The organism is Salinicola halophilus (genome assembly GCF_003206155.1).
Taxonomy (GTDB): domain Bacteria; phylum Pseudomonadota; class Gammaproteobacteria; order Pseudomonadales; family Halomonadaceae; genus Salinicola; species Salinicola halophilus.
Genome location: NZ_PZJV01000006.1, coordinates 426,259 through 445,163 on the forward strand (window position 1 = coordinate 426,259; position 18,905 = coordinate 445,163).

An 18,905-nucleotide genomic window follows, 5' to 3' on the forward strand; every position below is an offset into this window, starting at 1 on the left:
ACGATGCGAGGGCTCATGGCTCGTTCACCATCCAACGCCGGCGATCTCTATCGCGCGGTGTGGCGCTGGCACTTCTACGCCGGCCTGTTCGTCATTCCGTTTCTTCTCTCGCTCGCCGTGACCGGCGGGCTCTATCTGTTCAAGGACGAAATCAACCAGTGGCTCTATCAGGACACCGTGATGGTCGAGGCGCAGTCGACGCCGACCGTTGCGCCCGAGCGCCAGGTGGATGCCGCGCTGGCGACGTACGCCGGCGATGCCTTCCGCTACGTGCCGCCGGCGGCCGACGACCGAGCGGCGGAAGTCGATATCACCACCGCCGACGGCAAGCAGGCGGTCTACGTCGACCCCTATAGCGGCGAGATAACGGGATCGACCCCCTATCGCGGCAGCATCATGTGGACCATTCGGTACATCCACAGCCTCAACTACTTCGGTGAGACGGCGAGCCTGATCATCGAGATCGTCGGCGGCTGGGCGATCCTGCTGGTGCTGACGGGGATCTACCTCTGGTGGCCGCGGGGTCGAAAGGGGGGTGTGGTCACGGTCCGCTCGCGGCCGTCGAAGCGGCTCTTCTGGCGCGATCTGCACGCCGTGACGGGCATCTTCGTCGGCGGCTTCATCCTCTTTCTCGCCGTCACCGGAATGCCCTGGTCGACGCTGTGGGGCTCGCAGGTCAACGAGTGGGCCAACGGCAACAACTTCGGCTATCCGGACGGGGTGCGCGTCAACGTGCCGGTCTCCGAAGAGCGCCTCGTCCAGCACGAGACCACCACGACCTGGTCGATGGAGCAGGCGCAGATGCCCACCTCCGAGCCGTCCGCGGCCGGGCCGATCGGGCTGGATCGCGCCGTCGAGACGTTCGACGACCTCGGGCTGGCGCCGGGCTACGCCATCAGCCTGCCGAGCAGCGCCACCGGGGTGTATACCGGGTCGATCTATCCCGACGACCTGTCGCAACAGCGGGTGGTGCATCTCGACCAGTACAGTGGCGAGGCGCTGCTGGACATGAGCTACGCCGACTACGGCCCGATGGGCAAGACGCTGGAGTGGGGCATCAACACTCATATGGGGCAGCAGTACGGCCTGGCCAACCAGCTGATCCTGGCGCTCGCCTGCGCCGGAATCGTGCTGCTCTGCGCAAGCGGCGGCGTGATGTGGTGGAAGCGTCGGCCCAGCGGGCGGATGGGCGTGCCGCCGGCACCCTCCGACCCGCGGCGGCTGCGCGGCGTGCTCGCACTGCTGGCGATCGGCGGGGTGATCTTTCCGCTCACCGGCGCCTCGATGATCGTCATGGCACTGATCGACGCTGTCGTCCGCCGGCGCGGTGAGCGCGCGCGGCAGACCGCGACGTCGTGATCCCGCAGGCGCCGTGGCATCGTCGATGCCCCGGCGCCTCTATTGCGTCGTAACGTCTCTCTTTCTTCGTAACGTCCCTGAACGACTTCAACGCCAAGGAGTAGTGACTCCATGATCCAATCTCGTCCCTTCCTGCTGCAGGTCGTCCTTCCGCTCGCCGCCATGGTGATCGTCGGGGCGGTCATTTTCGGCAAACAGGCGTTCTCGACCGACCCGGTGGACCAGGAGATCCGGCAGGCGATCGCCAGCGAACTCGGCACGTCGTCGGCGGTAGAACTCTCTCAGCTGCAGAAAGTGCAGTACGACTACGGGGTGTGCGGGCGCTACGAAGTCGCCGACGCCGACTCGGGCCAAGCCCCGTTTTTCTACGACACCGTCAACGACCGCCTGACGCTGAACGTCGATTCCCGCGCCTACACCGCCCACTGTGACCTCGCCTCCGGCCACTCAGGCCACGCCGGCCACTAAGCGCCGGCCCGCGGGTCGCGGCAGGTCGCGACGTCGTGATCCGGCAGGCGCCGATGGATCGCCATCGGCGCCGCGCTCTCGAACCGTCGCGCTCTCTAGCCGTCGCGCTCTCTAGCCGTCGCGGACGCGTCGTCAATCGCTTGCGGCGCTACTTGCCCCTCTCTTGCTCTTCTCTTGCCTCTGTCTTGTCATTCTCGCAGCACCGGTCTTCAGGTATGCCGGGCGCGAAACAGCACCCCTGTGACGAGCGACAGGACCGCGGCACTGATGAAGACGATCATCAGGCTCGTGGCGCTTGCCAGATAGCCGGCCAGCGCCGGGCCCACCACGTTCCCGAGCGCGTAGACCGTCAGAACGGCGGTGAAACTGACACTCGAGATGTCGGGATAGAGCCGCTGGCTGATGAATGAAAAGAGGGCGCTCAGGCTCATCAGGCAAAGACCCTGCAGGGCGGCAGAAACGATCAGGCCCGCCCAGCTGCTGGCGCCGAAGGCGAGGGCCAGTAACGAGGCCGCCGAGCAGAGAAAGACGCCCTGTACCAGCCGGCGCAGGCCGATACGCCGCTCGACGTCTGCCGTCCACAGGCCGACGACACCGCCGACGCCGAAGGCGATGAACAGGATCGCGCCAGCGCCGTCGGCCTGCAGGCCGGCCAGGCCGCCGGCCGATTCGATCTGATCGGTGGCGAATGACAGATAGATGCCGTTGGTCACGCCAAAGGAGACGGCGATCCAGTAGATGGGGCGGATCGCCCGGTTCAGCAGCCTTCTGAGTTTGTCCCGGTCGAGAGGCGACGCGGTCGCCCGGGGGAGCCGACCCAGCACCGCCAGGTTGTAGAGGGCGCACGCCAGTGCCAGGGCGGCAAAGCCGAACCAGATGGTGCGCCAGTCCCAGGCGAGCATGGCGACGGCGAGCGCCAATATCCCGGCGCCGGCGATACCGAAAGTGGTCCCCGTGCTGACAACGGACAGTACGCGGCCGTGCCACTTCTCGACGATCGCGCGGCCAACGGCGTCGTTGAAGGGGGACCAGCAAAGACCCGCGCTCGTGGCCGCCAGAACGATGCCGGCGGTAAATAGACGCGCGTCCTGCGTGCCGGCGACGAGTGCCATGCCGATCGCAGCGGCCGCCGAGCCGAGACAGACCGGCACGCGGGAGCCATAACGCGTGACGCAATGGGCAGACACCAGCAGGGCAAGGAAGAAGGCCCCGAAGGCGCTGCTGGCGATCAAGCCGGCCTGGGCGGTGCTCAATGAAAACGCGTCGCGAAATGTCGGCAGAAACAGCCCGTAGCCCATTCGGGCCGGCCCGAAGGCGATAGCGGTGCAGAGCGCGCCGCCCGCGGCAATCGCCACGGTCTTTCCCATGTCGTCTCGGTCCGACTGTCTCTTCACGATGGCACCATGCGTTATGAACCCCTGACGTTATCGGCCGCCCCCAAAGACCGCGGAACCGGTGTCGCGGAACCTGAGTCGCGGGGCGGCCACTGGTACATCCCTCGCCGTTGGGCTCGACGCTGAGCGCGCCCGGCCCATGGGCTGCGCTCACCCGAGCGTGGCCCCCGGCGTGCGGTGACGGATGCGTTGTGAGGGTAGGCGTCATCGTGTGATCATTGAATCTATAATCCAGGCACGATGTGTATAGAAAAACTAAACATGACCGATCGAACGCTGGACATCGAACTGCTGCGGACGCTGCACATGGCGGGGTCGCTGGGGACACTGCGGGCGACGGCCATTCGCCGGCACTGCACGCTCGGCGCGGTCAGCCAGCAGATCAAACGGCTGGAGCATCAGCTGGACCGCCAACTGCTGGTGCGATTCAAGACGGGGGTGCAGCTCACCGCGGAAGGCGAGCAGCTGATCGCGCAGTCGCTCGCGCTGCTCGCCGAGCACGATGCGCTGCTCGAGCGCCTTTCGCATCGCTCGACGCAGGGGGTCGTGCGCGTCGGCCTACCGGACGACTACGTGCCGCAGGTGCTCGATAGCCTGCTGCCGGCGCTACGCCAATCGGTCCCCCGTGTTCGGCTGCAGGTCACAACCGCCAATAGTCTCGCGCTCCGGCGACTGGTGGCCCGGGGCGAGCTCGATCTGGCGATCGCGCTGTGTGCCGACGGCGATGCGTCATCCCCCGGGCTGCCTCTCTGGCGTACGCAACCGGTCTGGGCGGGGGCGGCCGGCAACGAGCTACACCGGCTCGATCCGCTGCCGCTGGCCCTGCATCCCGTCGACTGCGCGTATCGCGCCATCGGCCTGGCCGCGCTGAATGCCGCTGGCCGGCGCTGGGAAACGGTCTTTGCCAGTACCAGCGTGGCGGCCGTCGAATCGGCCGTCGCCAACGGTCTGGCGGTCAGTATCCTCAACCGGGCGCGGCTGACCGGCGCCATGCAGGTATTGGGCAGCCGAGAAGGGTTTTCGACGCTGCCCGAGTGTCTCGCCTGCTTGATCGAATCGCCGGACGTCGCCGCGCAGGACGGGGCCGCGGTGGCACTGGTCAAAAGTCGGCTGCAGGCGTCGAGTCTGATCGAGCGGATCAAGCTGGTCGGCTAGTCGTTGCGCGTATCGGGTAGCGATACGCCCCGACGCGAGGGCGCTCAGGCCGAGCGGCCGGGAGCCTGTCTTTTCGCTCGCGCGGCGCTACGCGACGGCCAGCACGCAACGATCGCCCCCAGTACCAACCCGACCCCCGGCACCGCCATGGGCAGCCAGAGCGCCAGCGCCTGATGCGTCAGCGCGCTGAAGAGACACCAGAGAACGGGCACGACCAGCAGCGGCCAGCGCCAGACCCGGGGGAGCAGCGCGAGGAGCGCGACGGTGCCCACCGCGGTCATGTCCGGGGTGATGCCGGGTAGCGCCACCGCCGTCGCCGTGCCGGCGGCCAGCGCCGTCAGCGAGGCGAGAATCGAGAGCGCCACCAGCGCTACTACCAGCAACGACGTGCGCACGGGCGCGGGCGGCCGGCGCAGGGCAACGGCACCCAGCAGCACGCCCTCGAGCGCGAAGGCCCAGACGAACCCCGTGACCGGCCAGTTGATCGGCGCGTAGAGCTGGGCCAGGAAGTGCGCCGCAGTCAGCCCCCAGCCCGCGGCGACGAGCATCAGCGCCCCCTGGCGAGCGGCGGGGCGGGCCCGGCGCAGCAGCAGCGCGACGGCGCCGATGGCGGCCACCACCGCGGCCAGCCAGAGCCCCAGCGACTGATTGGCGCGCACGAAGAGCCGCAGATAGACCTCGGGGGTGAACATCAGCAAATCGCTCAGCGCGTAGTCCATGATCGCCGCCTCAGAGGTCTTCGAGATGGTTCGCCATGCGCTGACGCTGGGCGGCGTCGGGCAGCCGGCCATAGAGCGCGCCCATGTTCTCGCGCATGTGCTCGACTGTCGTCGTCGCCGGGATGGCGCAGGTCAGCGCCGGGTGCGAAACGATGAACTTGAGAAAGTACTCCGCCCAGTTGCTCGCCCCGACTTCTTCGGCCCAGTCCGGCAGCGGCCGGGACTGAAAGCGGTCGAACAGCCGCCCGCCCTGATAGGGGCGGTTGGCGATGACGGCGATACCGCGCTCCTGTGCCAGCGGCAACAGCCGCGCCTCGGCCTCGCGGTCGAGAATGTTGTAGGTGAGCTGCACGAAATCCAGCGGCTCGCGGGCGAGCAGACGCTCGACATCCGCGTGGCGCCGGCCGTGGGAGGTGGTAATGCCGATGTAGCGAATCTCGCCTGCCGCCTTCATCGCCTTCAGCGTCTCCAGATGCCCCTCCCAGCCGACCAGGTTGTGCACCTGCATCAGATCGAAGCGCGGTATCCGCCAGAGTGCCTGCGAGTTCGCCACGCTCTCGCGGGTGGCGCTCTCGTCGCCGGTCCACACCTTGGTGGCGGCGAAGCGCGCGTCCGGCGACAGGCGCTCGAGCAGCTCGCCGACCACCGCTTCGGCGGTGCCGTACATGGGGGAGGCGTCGATCAGCCGCCCGCCGCGGGCGAAGAAGGTCTCGAGCACGCGCTGGCGCTGGTCGAGCAGCGCCGGGTCGCGGCCGACGTTGAACGTGCGCCAGGTGCCCATGCCGATGACCGGCAGCGTCTCGCCGCTGGCGGGGATGGCGCGGGTGAGTGGAGCGTTCTCCTCGGCGGCGAACAGCGCCGGTATTCGGCTCATCGCGCCGACGGCGAGCAGCCCGGCGAGGAAGTCTCGGCGATCGAGCGGTGGCATCGTCTTGTCTCCGGGGCGTCTCGGTCGCAACGACACTCGTCACGGCCGGGCCTGGACTCTCTCCGAGCCTAGCCGCTTTATGGCTCGACGCCCCGATTCCCGCTTCCCGGTTCCCGAGCCGAGTTCTTCCGCCGGGGCTCGCGCCTGCAGACGGGGCCTCTCTCACGATGCGGCCTTGGCAAGCCGGCGGCGGCCAGCCACATTGAAGGGGTGGGGATCGCGGCGTACCGCGAAGCGACCCGACGATGTTGCCCAGGAAGGCGAACCGACAGGAGTCGAACACGATGAACAGCAAGCGAATGGCGATGATGGCGGCCGTGCTGGGGTTGAGCACGGCAGTGCTTGCGCCCCAGGCGATGGCGCAGGCCGCCGGCGATATCGAGGAAGGGACCGACAAGGCGACCGAGACGCAGAGCGATCTCGAGGATTCACCGAAGATGCCCGGCGTCCGCACCCCGACCGAAGACGTCAACAACGCCGCGACGGTGGGCGACGATGACACCCTGCGCGACGACGAAGCGCCGGACGTGGTTCACGACGAGGGCGAGGACGACGACGCCGACACCGAGGATGCCGCGCCCGAGTGATCGAGCCTTTAGCCGGCGGTGACGCGCATCGCGAGCGCTGACCGGCAACGAGACGTCCAGACCTGAACAGTACGACCCGGCCCCGTGGCCGGGTTTTTTATTGGGTGCCTCGAATCCTGCTCCGTGAGCCCGAGCCACTCGAGTCCGTACCACGATGCGGATAGACCTCGACGCGAACCAACCTCAGCGGGCGGCAAATGCTCGCCGACGACCGGCGAAACGTGAACGACCGTCGACAACGTGAACGACCGTCAGGATCGCGAGGCGTTGAGCGGCGTCACCCGCGCCGGTACGTCGTCGAGCGTCGCTTCTGTCTCAGCGGCGCCCGCCCACAGTCGATCGACACACGCCTCCAGCCACTGCGCGGCACGCGCTGCGGCGTCGCGCTCGTAAAGGCGCGAGAGCTGCGAGACGTCCAGTGCTCGCGCGCGCTCGAGAATCGACTGCCAGCCGGCGAAGTCCGCCGGCCATACCGGCATGTCGACCGCCGCGCCCAGCATCGCGAGCCGCTCGGCCTTGCGCGTCTGCTCGCCGAAATAGCGCCACTCTGGCGCGACGATAAAGGGCCGCTCGAGCATCGCGATCTCGTGGACGGTGTTGTCGCCGGCGGAAGCCAGCACGATGTCGCTGGCGGCGAGGTAGTCGATCACGTTCTCGACCCAGCCGTGGTTGACCAGATTGGCGAAGTCCGTCTCGTGGCCCTCCCGACGCAGCGGCCCGACGGTGATGAACAGCGTCTGCGGCGCGGCGCGCGCCGCCACCGTCAGCGGCGCGTAGGGCGTGCCCGAGCCGCCGCCACCGGTCAGGGCCACGACGATCTCGCGATCCGGATCGAGCCCCAGCCGCCGCCGCGCGGCTTCCCGGCTCGGAACCTCGGCGGCGGTGGTGCAGAGCCCGCCGCTGTAGAACGTCTTCTCACGCAGCGACGCGGGGTAGTCCTCCTGCTCCAGCGCTTCGTCGAACGGCGCCAGCATGCCGACGCAGGCCTCGTACGCCCCGCGGTGGCCGGGATCGTTGCGATCGCCGTGCATGCGGATCTTCACCGCCGGGACGCTGGCGATCCGCGACAGCAGGGCCAGCTCCGCCGACACGTCGATCACGAACAGGCCGGCGTCGATGTCGTCGAGATGATCGAGAATCCGTCGCATGGTCTGGCGCATCTCCACCACGCCCATCGGCACGCAGTGCATCACCGAGGGTGTGGGCTGATCGAAGAGCGCGGGCGTGGGCACGTCGGCGCCGATCATGTCGGGGAGCGCGATGATCTCGATCTCGCGCTCGAAACCGTCGAACAGCGACGGGTCGGCGGTCATCACGCTGACGGGGCGGTCGGCGGAGAACTCGCGGACGATCGCCATGGTCCGTCTGGCGTGTCCGCGCCCTTGGTGGTGCACGAAAAAACTGATCGGTCGTTTCACGGCGTGTCTCGTGTCAGTGATTCGAGGGGGGCCGGTGCGGTTCGCCCGCGCCGGCGTTCGCCCGCCCTGAGGTTCGTTCGCGTTGAGGTTCGTTCGCCCAGGGTTCGACCCTTGGGGCGCTTCTTCAAAGAGGTCTCAACCGTAGCGAGCGCTGGCGGGCAGCCGCGCCGCTGCCGTTTCCGCCGCGCTGGGATAGCGCAGAATCTCGAGGGTCGCGGCCCGCTCGTCCCACGCGATGGCGCCGGCATCCCGAAACTGCCCCAGCCAGTACGCCATGCACCAGCGCCCCCAGCGGCGATGAAAGCGCCGCGCGTTGGCGATGATCGCCTCGAAGTGCGGCCAGGGCGGGGCGTAGACCGGATGGTGCTGGTGCCAGGCCAGCGCCCCGCCCACCCAGTAGAGCGGCACTTCCGCCGCTGCCAGCCGCCAGGCGTAGTCGGTCTCCTCGCCGCCGTAGCCAACGTAGCCCTCGTCCATGCCGCCGACGCGGCGATGATCCTCACGGTAGAGCGCAAACGAGAGCCCCCAGAGATTGCCGTGATCGGGGTCGAAGCGGATCTCGTCGTCGGCGATCGCCGGGCGCGCCGGATGCCGCTCACCGAGTGCCGCCAGCCGCGCCCAGTCGAGGGGGCCATCGCGGCGATCCCGACCCGCGTTTGTCGATAGCGCGTTTGCCGGTAGCGCGTTTGCGGGTAGCGCGTTTGCCGGTAGATAGTGCACCTCGCCGAGATAGATCGCCGGCCCGCGGGCGAGCGCGTCGCGATAGCGGCCGACCAGCGGCGGCGAGGCGATGCAGTCGACGTCGAGAAACACCAGCGCCTCGAAGCGGGCGGCGGCCACGGCGGCGTTGCGCGCCCGGGCCAGCGGCAGGGCCTCGCCTTCGACGATCACGTGGCGCACGGGGAACGGGGTCTCGGGCAGGTCAGGTTCCGGCGCCGGCTGCATCCAGGCGATCACCAGCTCGTCCGGCGGGTAGTGCTGCGCCGCGAGGCTTCGCATCAGATTGATGAGGGCGTCGCGCCGGCCGCGCACCAGCGTCAGCACGCTCACCTTCACGAGGCGAGATCCGCGCCGGCGCGGCGGCGAAAGTGCTCGACGCCTTCGATCACGCCGAGGGCATGCGCGGCGTCGGCGGCGTAGGCGTGGGTCATCCCCGGGGCCTCGAGCAGGCCGTCGCTGTGGTTGGCGACCACGATGGAGCACGGTACCGAGCTCAGCATGTCGAGGTCGTTGCCCGAGTCCCCCGCCACGTAGAGCGCATCGCGGGCGATCTTCAGGCGGCGGCGCACGTGTTCGACGGCCTGCCCCTTGGAGGCATCCACCGGCAGCACGTCGAGATAGCGGGCGTGGCTGTGAATCACGCTGGCAGCCAGATCCCGCGCCTGCAGGCGCTCGCGCAGGCGACCCACGATGCCCGCATCGCCGTCGCTGAAGTAGCTGAGCTTGTGGCGGCGCTGCTCCAGCGCGCCCTGCGGCGTCAGGCCGGGGAAGTCGACCAGCGCCTCGCGCACGGCCTCGCGGTGCCAGCGGCGGTCGATCCACGCCGACCAGCCGTCGTCCCGGTGGTAGGTCACGCCGTTGGCGTCGAGGTAGTGAATCTCCGAGCCCACCGAGGAGATGATCAGCTGCGGATAGTGAATGCCCGCCTGCTCGAGAATCGACAGCGCGCTGTGAAAGCTGCGCCCCGTCGCCACGCCGAACCCCAGCAGCGGCTGCGCCCGATACCAGGCGTTGAAGGCGCGAATGCCGTCGGGGGAGCCGGTGAGCGTGTTGTCGATGTCGCAGACCAGCAGGGAGCGAGGCGTGGCAGGCGCGACGCGAGGGCGGCAGAGGCGCTGGAGCAGATCGTGATAGCGCTGGACGTGGCGCGGCCAGTCGAACGCCTTGACGGCCGCGTGGCCGTTGGCGGCCAGGCGCTGCCAGCGGGCGGGGTCGTCGAACAGCGCCAGCGCCTCGCTGGCGATCGTCCCGGTGTGGCGCGGGTCGATCAGCACGCCATTGCCGCACTGCTCGATGATGTCGTTGGGGCCGCCGCTGTCCGTGGCGATCAGCGGCAGCCCCGCCGCCGAGGCTTCCAGCAGGGTGAGGCCGAAGGGTTCGTTGAGCGCCGGATTGACGAACACGCCGCCGCGCGCCCGGGCCCAGGCGTAGAGCGCGGGGATGTCTTCCGGCGCGTGATGGCGGGGATAGGCGATCTGCCCGTAGAGGTCGTAGTCGTCGATCAGCTCCAGCAGCTCGCGCAGGTTGTCGGCAAGCTCCGGCTCCAGATCGTCGATGTGCTCGCGAACGCCCGCCACGATCACCAGGTTGGCGCGCGCTCGGAGCGCCGCGTTCTCGCCGAAGGCGCGCACCAGCGCCGCCAGGTTCTTGCGCGTCACCGGGCGGGCGATGGCGAGCAGCGCCGGCTTGTCCGGCTCGCTCAGAAAGGGCGCGAGCAGCGCTTGCGCCGCCGGAGTCGCGGTCGCGTGGGTGAAGTCGTCCAGATGGCTACCGGGGGCGATTACCCGAATGCGCCCGGCATCGAAGTGCAGGTAGTCCGCGTACTGCACCTCCGCCTCGTCGCGGGAGCTGGCGATGACCAGTGCGGCGTGTCGGATCGCTCGCTCCTCGAAGGCGATGCGCCGCTGCAGGGCGCGCTGCGTCTCGGCATCGAGCGCCAGGCCGTTGTCGGTCAGGCACTTCAACTTGCCGCGCCCCAGCGAGTGCGCCGTGAACACGAACGGAATTCCGCGGCGGGCGCCGATCTCGGCGGCGATCTCGCCGGCATCGGCATAGTGGGCGTGGAGCATCGCCGGCGGTGCCGGCAGCGCCGAGAGCCAGGCGTCGAACGCCGCGATGAACGACGGGTGCTCCTGCCACAGCGCCTCCTTCGACAGGTAGCCGGCGCGCGCGGTCGGCAGGCGCACCAGCGTCACCTTGGGGCCGACGATCTCCGGCGAGTGGCGGTAGTCCACCGGGCTGAAATCGCCGTCGAAGGCGCGGGTGACCAGCGTGATGCGGGTGATCGAAGGGGCTTTCGCCGAGGCCTCGACCAGCTCCAGCAGGTAGCGAATGTGGCCGCCGGTGTCGGCGGTGATGCCATACTCCACGTGGCGGCCGCGCAGGCAGCCCTGCAGTGCCAGATGAACGATATGCATGGTGAAATCCTTTCACTCGAACAGGGAATGTTCTCTCCATGGCCTTCGACGCGCCATTACGCATTGCCCAGGTCGCCCCGGTCATCCACGCCGTGCCTCCCGTCGACAGCGGCGGCACCGAGCGGATCGTCTTCGATCTGACCGAAGCGCTGGTGACGCTGGGGCACGACGTCACCCTGGTGGCCCCGGGGGATGCCCGCACCCGCGCCCGGCTGCTGTCGGTGCCGCCGAGCCTGAGCCACTGGCAGCGCGAGCGTCGCGACGTGCCACCCGGCGTGCCGGGCGTGCTCGAGTCGCTGGTGCTCGAGCAGCTACGCCTCAATCTCCATCGGTTCGATGTGATCCACTGTCACGGCGAGTTCTGCCACGCGGCGGTGCTGGGCGAGCGCCGCCGGCACAGCCTGACCACCATTCACTGGCGGGTGGACGAACTCGACCGCGCGCTCTTCTTCGCGGGATTTCCGGATCTGCCGGTGGCGGCGATCTCCCAGGCCCAGGGCGCGGCCATTCCCGCCGCCAACCGCCTGGGAACGGTCTATCACGGGCTCGATCCCCAGCGCTTTAACCTAGGTGACGGCGCCGGTGGATACCTTGCGTTCATTGGTCGCATGACCGATCAGAAGCGTCCGGACCGGGCGATCGACGTGGCGCTGGCGAGCGGCCACGCGCTGCGCCTGGCCGGCGACATCGACGCCGGCAACCCGCGCTGGTTCGAGCGCCACGTACTGCCCCGGCTGGGGTCGCGCATCGCGCACGTCGGCCCGGTGACCGATGCCCAGAAGCAGCATCTGCTGGGCGGCGCCGCAGGCCTGCTCTTCCCCATCGACTGGCCGGAGCCCTTCGGGCTGGTGATGATTGAGGCGATGGCCTGCGGCACGCCGGTGATCGCCTGGCGCAACGGCGCGGTGGAAGAGATCGTCGAGGCGGGCGTCAGCGGCTTCATCGTCGACTCGGTCGAGGAGGCCGTCGCCGCGGTGAAACGCTTGCCCGAGCTGGACCGTGAGCGGGTGCGCGAGGCGTTTCTCGCCCGTTTCACCGCCGAGCGCATGGCCAGCGACTACGTCACGCTCTACCGCCGGCTGCTGGCGGGCGGCCAGTGAGCCGACGGAAAATCGCCGCGCTCGACAACGGCGTGCGTTGAGCGACAGATCGTCAGTTACCCATGCATCGAATCAGATCGCCCGCTACGGGGCGCCCTCATCAGAAACCGGAGTCCAGAGCCATGTCCGACACAGCCAGGCCACAGCAGACCGACCGCCGCGAGCCGTTCACGCGCGATGACCTGCCCCGGCGGGCGGGGCCGCGTCCTGCCACGACCGACACCAACCCCCATACGCAGCTCGACCAGCAGCCGGAAGCGCCGTTGAGCCAAGAGATAGAGGAGAGGGTCGGACGGCTTGCCGGGGTCGTGCTGGCGCCCAGCCGTCGCGCCCCCCCGAACACGACGGGGTTCTACCTGAAACCCGAATACGCCGAAGGCCCGGCGGACGGTTTCATGCTGAAGACGGAGTTCGCGCACCTGCATCCGGTGCCCGACGTCAGCCTGCATTTGACGCTGCCGGAGCCCATTCGAACCCAGGCGATCGAGAAAGGGTGGGCGGAGCCGCATCCACTGGCCGGGCAACCGACGATTTCGCACCTCATCGTGCTGCTCTACGCCCCGCGTGACAGGCAGGAGCTGGCGGTCGTCCACTCGCTCATCGAGGCGTCGTGGGCGTACGCCCGTACCGGCAGCGTCAGCGCCGCCTGACCCGTTGGCGCCGCGCGTAAGCGTTGCGGGTAGACGTGGTGAAGAGACGTTGTGAAGAGACGCCGCCATCGATGGCGACGGCGCCCACGGCATCGGCCCGTAGCGGGCAACGGGCGCGTTAACGCGATGGGCGCGATACCACTACGCTGAAGGCTCGCCCGCTGGAGAGACTTCATGAACACTTTCGCCTTCTCGCCCGGCCACGGCCCGGGCCGCCCCGACGTCGCCGGGTTCTACGACCCCGACACCTTCAGCGTGCAGTACGTGGTCATCGACCCTGCCACGCGCCGCTGCGCGATCGTCGACCCGGTGCTGGATTTCGACGAGAAAGCCGGCGCCACCGCCACGCATCAGGCCGACGCGCTGCTGGCCTACGTGGAACGGGAGTCACTGGAAGTCGAGTGGATTCTGGATACCCACCCCCACGCCGATCACTTCTCCGCCGCGCACTACCTGCACGAGCAGACCGGCGCACCCACCGCCATCGGCCGGCCGATCACCCAGGTGCAGGCACTCTGGAAGACGATCTACCACTGGCCGGATTTGCGCGACGACGGCAGCCAGTGGGATCGCCTCTTCGACGACGGCGACACCTTCCAACTCGGCGAGATCGACGTGCGCGTGATGCACTCCCCCGGGCATACGCTGGCCTCGATCACCTACGTGGTCGGTGACGCCGCCTTCGTTCACGACACCCTCTTTCAACCCGACTTCGGCACCGCCCGCGCCGACTTCCCCGGCGGCAGCGCCAGCCAGCTCTGGCACTCGATTCAGGCGATTCTCGCCCTGCCCGACGACACGCGGCTCTTCACCGGCCACGACTACCGCCCCGGCGACCGCGAACCGCAGTGGCAAAGCACCGTGCGCGAGCAGCGCGAGAGCAACAAGCACCAGCTCGGCGAACTCGACGAGGCGGACTACGTCGAAATGCGTAACCGCCGCGACCGCGAACTGCCGATGCCCAAGCTCATCCTCCACGCCCTGCAGGTCAACATCCTCGGCGGGCGCCTGCCCGAGCCCGAAGCCAACGGTACGCGGTATCTGAAGATCCCGCTGGATGCGCTGTAGGGGGGGGGGGGCGGTAGTGACTGCGGCGGTGTTCTAGCGCGCTCGCCATCAGTCGGCGGGCGTGACAGAGCTCTATCCTCTTCACCAGTGACTTTTGTAGGAGGCGGCAGATTGGACAGGCCGCACGATATCTGCGAAAACCCGGATAACACTCGTTTACATGAGAGTCTCGGATTTGGCGCAGGTTGCTAGTAGCAACATCCGCTACCACGAGTAGATGGTGGCGAACGGTGCTCAGCGCATACTGGATGGCGTGTTCCTGCTGCGCGTGGACAACGAATTGCGGCTGGCGGCTGATCAGCGATAACCCGGCGTACGAGCGGGAGATGGTGCAGCCTGAGGATATCGAAGTGATTAGGCAGTGCTGGAGAAAGGTGGGCAAGGTTTTTTGAGCCGCTAGATACATTTACATAAAAAAGATTTATGGATCTGCAGCGAAACGATAAACCATAAACTGATTATCGGGCGAAGACCCGGATACGCGAGAGTATCATACATGGAAACATTTATTGCTAATATTACAATAATCAACTACCGGTCGTTTTCACAAGAATGTCAAATAGTTTTGGGTCCGCTAACGTCACTAGTTGGTTATAATAATGCGGGAAAGTCGAATATCCTGAACGCCATTGAATGGCTGATATCCAACGGCTCTCTCAGCGAGCAGGACTTTAATAATTGCGAAGCTCCGGTGGTAGTGTCTGCAGAAATTGAAGGGGTATCTGAATGCTCGCTCGGACGTTTAGGCTCGACACATCGCAAAAAAATAGAAAAATACATTCGGGATGATAAGTTGGTTATAAAGCGCGTTCAAGCTGAACCTGGACTTCGTGCGACTGCCAATAAGTGGAGCTTGCTAGACCCTGAAACTGAAGAGTGGGATGAAAATCCTGCAGGCATTGATGCCGCCATCAAGAAGCTTTTTCCAGATGCAATCCGTATAAACGCTATGGACGATGCCGCTGCAGATGCCTCGAAAGCAAAAACTTCTTCTACAATAGGTAAACTGTTGAAGGAGGTTTCAGGTGCGGTAGTTGAAAAGCATCAAGGCGAAGTGGACTCCACTCTCGGAGTCGTTCGTGATCAGTTGTCCGCAGAAGGGATCGGGCGATTCTCGGCACTGAACGATATTGATGAAAAAATGAATGAAAGCGTATCTACTTTTTTTCCTAGAGTAAGTGTCAAGCTCGATATTCCCGTTCCTGATATGGAGGAGATGTTTGGCTCAGGGACTATTAAAATCTACGAGGACAATGCTGAAATCGGGCGGCCGATTACCTATTACGGTCACGGCTCGCAGCGATCAATTCAGATGGCGCTTGTCAAACTATTAGCGGATATTCGCGCGTCTTCCCAAGATCAGGAGAATCCATCCACAAGGCTACTGTTAATCGATGAGCCTGAGTTGTATCTACACCCGTTTGCAATTGATATTCTCTTTGAAGCATTCAAATCACTTACGCATGCTGGGTACCAAGTTGTCTATTCTACCCACTCCGCACAACTCATCGATAAGTCAATTGCGCCCTCAGTGGTCCTAGTTAGAAAGTCTCCCGAGCGCGGCACATATGTGCGAAAGCCATTGACCATTGCCGCTCACGAGGTTGTCAATAAACCTGAGCATTTGCAAGAAATTATCTATTCGCTAAGTCAAGCTACTCAGATATTTTTTTCCGAGACGGTATTGGTTGTTGAGGGTAAAACGGAGCAGCGTATTATTCCATTGCTATATCAGTCCCTAAATAGCAAGGCGCTTGCTGTTAATCATATTGGTGTCGCTGATTTGTCGGGTAAGGAGCTTTTTCCTAAAGCGCACAGAATCCTCAGTTCCATGGACATTCCTTTTAAATTTGTGGCCGATTTGGATTTTGCTTTTAAGTTGGCGCACGAAAATGATTTCCTAGATTCGTCAGATTCTGACTACCAAGCGCTACTCGCCATTCTCAAAAGCTTAGAGGTTCAGCAGCTAATAGCTCTAGATGATAAGGGCCATCCCAAAACTAAAAAATCTCCATGTTCAGCAGAGGAGGCTTATCATCTACTAGCTACTCAGCCGGAGGCACACCAGCATGTTAGGAACATTCATCAGAAGTTGCTAGAGCATGAAATTTGGGTTTGGCCGTTAGGCTCGATCGAGAATCACATCGGCAATGACAGCAAAGATGAGCTTGGTTTAGTTCGCTATATGGATCAATTGAGGTCACATGGAGTAGAAGCCATTTGTCCCGACCCAGAAGGAACGCGCCGTTTCGTGACGTGGATCGACGAGCCGTGGTTATGAACTTCACACCTTATGTGTAGCCGCTTTTCCCTCTACAGCACTTACCCGCGTTTCGCGCACCGCATCGGTGAGCTTCGCGAGGACGAGCCGCCGGCGCCACGCTACAACGTGGCGCCGGGGACGTGGATCGGGGCGATTCGTCGGCGAACGGATGATCCGCAGCTGACATTCGATAGCGTGTGGTGGGGCTACCAGCCACAGTGGGCGGGGGAGACGGCGCCGACGCCGATCAACGCCCGCGTGGAGACGGTGGCGACATCCCGGTTCTATCAGGCGGCGTTCCAGCGGCATCGCTGTCTGATTCCGGCCGACGGCTGGTTCGAGTGGCTGCCCGGTTCGAGTCCGAAGCAGCCGCACTTTCTCTGCCGGGCGGATCGTGAGCCGTTCTTCTTCGCGGGCATCTGGACCGAGCGCGCCGATGGCAAGCCGGGCGTGGCGATTCTCACCGAACCCGGTCGCGGTTCGGCGGCGGAAGTGCACGACCGCATGCCGCTGGTGCTCACCGATGAAAGCCTCGAACCCTGGCTCGACCCGGCACTGACCGACCGCGACACGCTGCGCCGTTTCGTGCGGCACGTGTCGGCTGATGCGTTCACGCACTGGCCTGTCTCGACCCGCGTCAACAAGCCGGGTGAGGGCGATGACGAAAGCCTGCTGAATCCCGCCTAGGTTCTCACCCCGGGTATCTCCCCCCACCGCGTCGTATATCGGTCCGAGCGGTGCGCACAGCGCAGAAACCACGCCGCACCCGGCGTCGGGGTGCCGATCTTGACGGTGCCGCGGCCCATTTTTTGATTGAGCTCGTCCATCACACCCATCAGCTTTTCGCTGCGCTGGCGCCGGTCGTCGTCCGGCGGGGCGCTGAGTAGCGAGAGCTGCTCGGTGCCGGGCTCGCAGAACTCCATCAGCATCACGCCGCCTTTCATGTAGTGCCGGTTGGGCAGGTGCAGGCGCTCGAGCACCTGGATAGCGGCGGCGGCGATCTCGCGGCTGTCGTCGGTGGCGTGGTCCAGCTCGATGATCATGCTGGGGTTGTGCTGGGCGTGGTCCTGTCGGTGCGGGTTGGTGCGCAGAAAGACGAGCACGGCGCGGCAGAGCGAGCCCTGCCTGCGCAGCTTCTCGGCGCTGCGCTGGGCGTGCTGGCGAATCGCTTCGCGCAGTTGGCGCTTGTCGTTGGTGAGCTTGCCGAACGAGCGGCTGGTCATGATGCGCTCGCGGGCGAAGTCCATGCCCATCATCTCGATGGCGTCGACCTCCTGCAGCTCGAGCACGGTGCGCTCGAGCGTCACCGAGAACTGCCGGCGGATCGCCTTGGCGCTCTGCTGGCGCAGGTCCCAGGCGGTTTCGATCCCCAGGCCGTTGAGCGTCTTCGTCAGCCGGCGGCCGACGCCCCAGACATCACCCAGCTCGAAGCGCTGGAGCAGACCCTTGGTTTGCGGGCTGTCCGGGTAGAGCACGCAGACGTTGTCGTAGCCGGCGATCTTCTTGGAGGCGCGGTTGGCGACCTTGGCCAGCGTGCGGGTGGGGGCGACGCCGACGGAGACGGGAATGCCGGTGTACTGCTTCACCTGCCGGCGCAGCTCGCGGGCGTGCGCTTCGAGCTGGCCGGGGGCGAAGCCCGAGAAATCCACCCAGCACTCGTCGATGGAGTAGGGGTCGATGCCGGCGCTGAACTCTTCGAGCACGGCCTGCACGCGGGCGCTGATGTCGCCGTAGAGTTCGTAGTTGCTGGAAAACAGCGTGATCTCGCCGCGGCGCATCTCGTCGCGCAGATGGTGGGCGGGGGTGCCCATCGTCACGCCCATCGCTTTGAGCTCGTTGGAAAGCGCGATGACGCAGCCATCGTTGTTGCTCATCACGCCGACGGGGCGGCCCTCGAGATCGGGCCGGAACAGGCGCTCGCAGCTCACGTAGAACGTGTTGCAGTCGACGATGCCGATCATACGGGGAACTCGACGTGACCCGAGCGCACCACGCCCCATATCTGCGTCTCGACGTCGTTCATGGGAATCGGCGGGTAGCGCTCGCCCCCGGAGCAGAGCAGATCGTACTGCCCGCGCCGCACCCACGCCTTCACCGTCAGCTCGCCTTCGACCAGCGCCACGACGATATGCCCGGGGCGGGGCGTGATCGAGCGGTCGACGACGAGGTAGTCCCCCTCGCCGATGCGGTACTCCTCCATCGAGTCCCCCGTGACCTGGAAGATGAACGAGGCCGCCTGGTGCTTGATGTAGCGCTCATTGAGATCCAGCGAGCGCCCGGCGTAGTCCTCCGCGGGGCTGGCGAAGCCGGCGATACCCGCGCGCAGCAGCACCCCTGCGCAGGGCACCGCGCGGTGCGGCGGGTCATGTCGGGCGGCGCCGACGAAAGTGAGCGGAAACATGGCGCATCGATCCTCCCCAGGAATACTGTATGTGCGTACAGTATTGTTCGAAAGGCAGGGGTTGGGCAATGCCCTTTGCACACCAGGCTTTGTCTAAAAAATGTCTGCGCTCGACCATACGGCGTTAAAAATGGGCCGGTGCGTCAGTCCGATCAAGATGCTCATTTACATCCTCGTAAACTGGCGCGCCAGCCCGGTCCCTCTTTCGCCAATTTTTGCCTTGTGTGGGCTTCGCTCGTCGACTTTTGAGTAGCGCCT

17 protein-coding genes are annotated in these 18,905 nt (G+C 65.7%); 9 read left to right on the forward strand and 8 right to left on the reverse strand.

Annotation, left to right across the window (positions count from 1 at the left end; translation table 11 throughout):
• Positions 1-15: 15 nt before the first annotated feature.
• Positions 16-1,359, forward strand: coding sequence for a PepSY-associated TM helix domain-containing protein (locus DOM33_RS13765; protein WP_110669900.1), 1,344 nt, complete (start codon positions 16-18; stop codon positions 1,357-1,359).
• A gap of 111 nt (positions 1,360-1,470) precedes the next feature.
• On the forward strand, positions 1,471-1,827 hold the full coding sequence (locus DOM33_RS13770; protein WP_110669902.1) for a hypothetical protein: 357 nt from the start codon (positions 1,471-1,473) through the stop codon (positions 1,825-1,827).
• Between the two features lie 209 nt (positions 1,828-2,036).
• Here the strand turns inward: DOM33_RS13770 and DOM33_RS13775 are convergent, their stop codons facing one another.
• Complete coding sequence (locus tag DOM33_RS13775; protein ID WP_110669904.1) at positions 2,037-3,194, reverse strand: MFS transporter; 1,158 nt, start codon at positions 3,192-3,194, stop codon at positions 2,037-2,039.
• A 288-nt stretch (positions 3,195-3,482) separates the two neighbouring features.
• On the opposite strand from DOM33_RS13775, the gene DOM33_RS13780 reads away from it, so the two are divergent.
• Entirely contained in the window at positions 3,483-4,376 is an 894-nt protein-coding gene (locus DOM33_RS13780) for a LysR substrate-binding domain-containing protein (RefSeq protein WP_162617979.1), read from the forward strand.
• A 44-nt stretch (positions 4,377-4,420) separates the two neighbouring features.
• Here the strand turns inward: DOM33_RS13780 and DOM33_RS13785 are convergent, their stop codons facing one another.
• Positions 4,421-5,095 carry a hypothetical protein gene (locus DOM33_RS13785; RefSeq protein ID WP_162617980.1) on the reverse strand — a complete coding sequence of 225 codons (675 nt, stop codon included), beginning with the start codon at positions 5,093-5,095 and terminating at the stop codon, positions 4,421-4,423.
• A 10-nt stretch (positions 5,096-5,105) separates the two neighbouring features.
• Positions 5,106-6,023, reverse strand: a complete 918-nt coding sequence (locus DOM33_RS13790) for an aldo/keto reductase (RefSeq protein WP_110669911.1) — start codon at positions 6,021-6,023, stop codon at positions 5,106-5,108.
• A gap of 284 nt (positions 6,024-6,307) precedes the next feature.
• Here DOM33_RS13790 and DOM33_RS13795 point away from each other — a divergent pair, with 284 nt between their 5' ends.
• Complete coding sequence (locus tag DOM33_RS13795) at positions 6,308-6,610, forward strand: hypothetical protein (protein ID WP_110669915.1); 303 nt, start codon at positions 6,308-6,310, stop codon at positions 6,608-6,610.
• A 251-nt stretch (positions 6,611-6,861) separates the two neighbouring features.
• Here the strand turns inward: DOM33_RS13795 and DOM33_RS13800 are convergent, their stop codons facing one another.
• The 3 genes from DOM33_RS13800 to DOM33_RS13810 form a co-directional block, all read right to left on the reverse strand.
• Positions 6,862-8,028, reverse strand: a complete 1,167-nt coding sequence (locus DOM33_RS13800; RefSeq protein WP_110669916.1) for a glycosyltransferase — start codon at positions 8,026-8,028, stop codon at positions 6,862-6,864.
• 135 nt (positions 8,029-8,163) lie between these two features.
• On the reverse strand, positions 8,164-9,084 hold the full coding sequence (locus DOM33_RS13805; RefSeq protein WP_204352682.1) for a glycosyltransferase family 2 protein: 921 nt from the start codon (positions 9,082-9,084) through the stop codon (positions 8,164-8,166).
• Entirely contained in the window at positions 9,081-11,165 is a 2,085-nt protein-coding gene (locus DOM33_RS13810; protein ID WP_110669919.1) for an HAD-IIB family hydrolase, read from the reverse strand. Before DOM33_RS13810 ends, DOM33_RS13805 begins: the two co-directional genes overlap by 4 nt.
• Positions 11,166-11,203: 38 nt before the next feature.
• On the opposite strand from DOM33_RS13810, the gene DOM33_RS13815 reads away from it, so the two are divergent.
• The 5 genes from DOM33_RS13815 (at position 11,204) to DOM33_RS13835 (ending at position 16,933) form a co-directional block, all read left to right on the forward strand.
• Complete coding sequence (locus tag DOM33_RS13815; protein ID WP_110669921.1) at positions 11,204-12,265, forward strand: glycosyltransferase family 4 protein; 1,062 nt, start codon at positions 11,204-11,206, stop codon at positions 12,263-12,265.
• Between the two features lie 122 nt (positions 12,266-12,387).
• Complete coding sequence (locus tag DOM33_RS13820) at positions 12,388-12,915, forward strand: luciferase domain-containing protein (RefSeq protein ID WP_110669924.1); 528 nt, start codon at positions 12,388-12,390, stop codon at positions 12,913-12,915.
• A 174-nt stretch (positions 12,916-13,089) separates the two neighbouring features.
• Positions 13,090-13,983 (forward strand): MBL fold metallo-hydrolase, encoded by an 894-nt coding sequence (locus DOM33_RS13825; protein WP_110669926.1) that lies wholly within the window; start codon positions 13,090-13,092, stop codon positions 13,981-13,983.
• 496 nt (positions 13,984-14,479) lie between these two features.
• On the forward strand, positions 14,480-16,264 hold the full coding sequence (locus DOM33_RS13830) for an ATP-dependent nuclease (protein WP_110669928.1): 1,785 nt from the start codon (positions 14,480-14,482) through the stop codon (positions 16,262-16,264).
• Between the two features lie 12 nt (positions 16,265-16,276).
• Complete coding sequence (locus DOM33_RS13835) at positions 16,277-16,933, forward strand: SOS response-associated peptidase (protein WP_110669930.1); 657 nt, start codon at positions 16,277-16,279, stop codon at positions 16,931-16,933.
• On the opposite strand, the gene DOM33_RS13840 is transcribed toward DOM33_RS13835, so the two are convergent.
• Both DOM33_RS13840 and DOM33_RS13845 read right to left on the reverse strand, forming a co-directional pair.
• Positions 16,930-18,207 carry a Y-family DNA polymerase gene (locus DOM33_RS13840; RefSeq protein ID WP_110669933.1) on the reverse strand — a complete coding sequence of 426 codons (1,278 nt, stop codon included), beginning with the start codon at positions 18,205-18,207 and terminating at the stop codon, positions 16,930-16,932. The two genes, DOM33_RS13835 and DOM33_RS13840, sit on opposite strands and share 4 nt — an antisense overlap.
• A complete protein-coding gene (locus DOM33_RS13845) occupies positions 18,204-18,647 on the reverse strand; it encodes a LexA family protein (protein WP_110669935.1) in 444 nt (147 codons plus the stop codon). The genes DOM33_RS13840 and DOM33_RS13845 overlap by 4 nt, the downstream gene beginning before the upstream one ends.
• Positions 18,648-18,905: the final 258 nt, after the last annotated feature.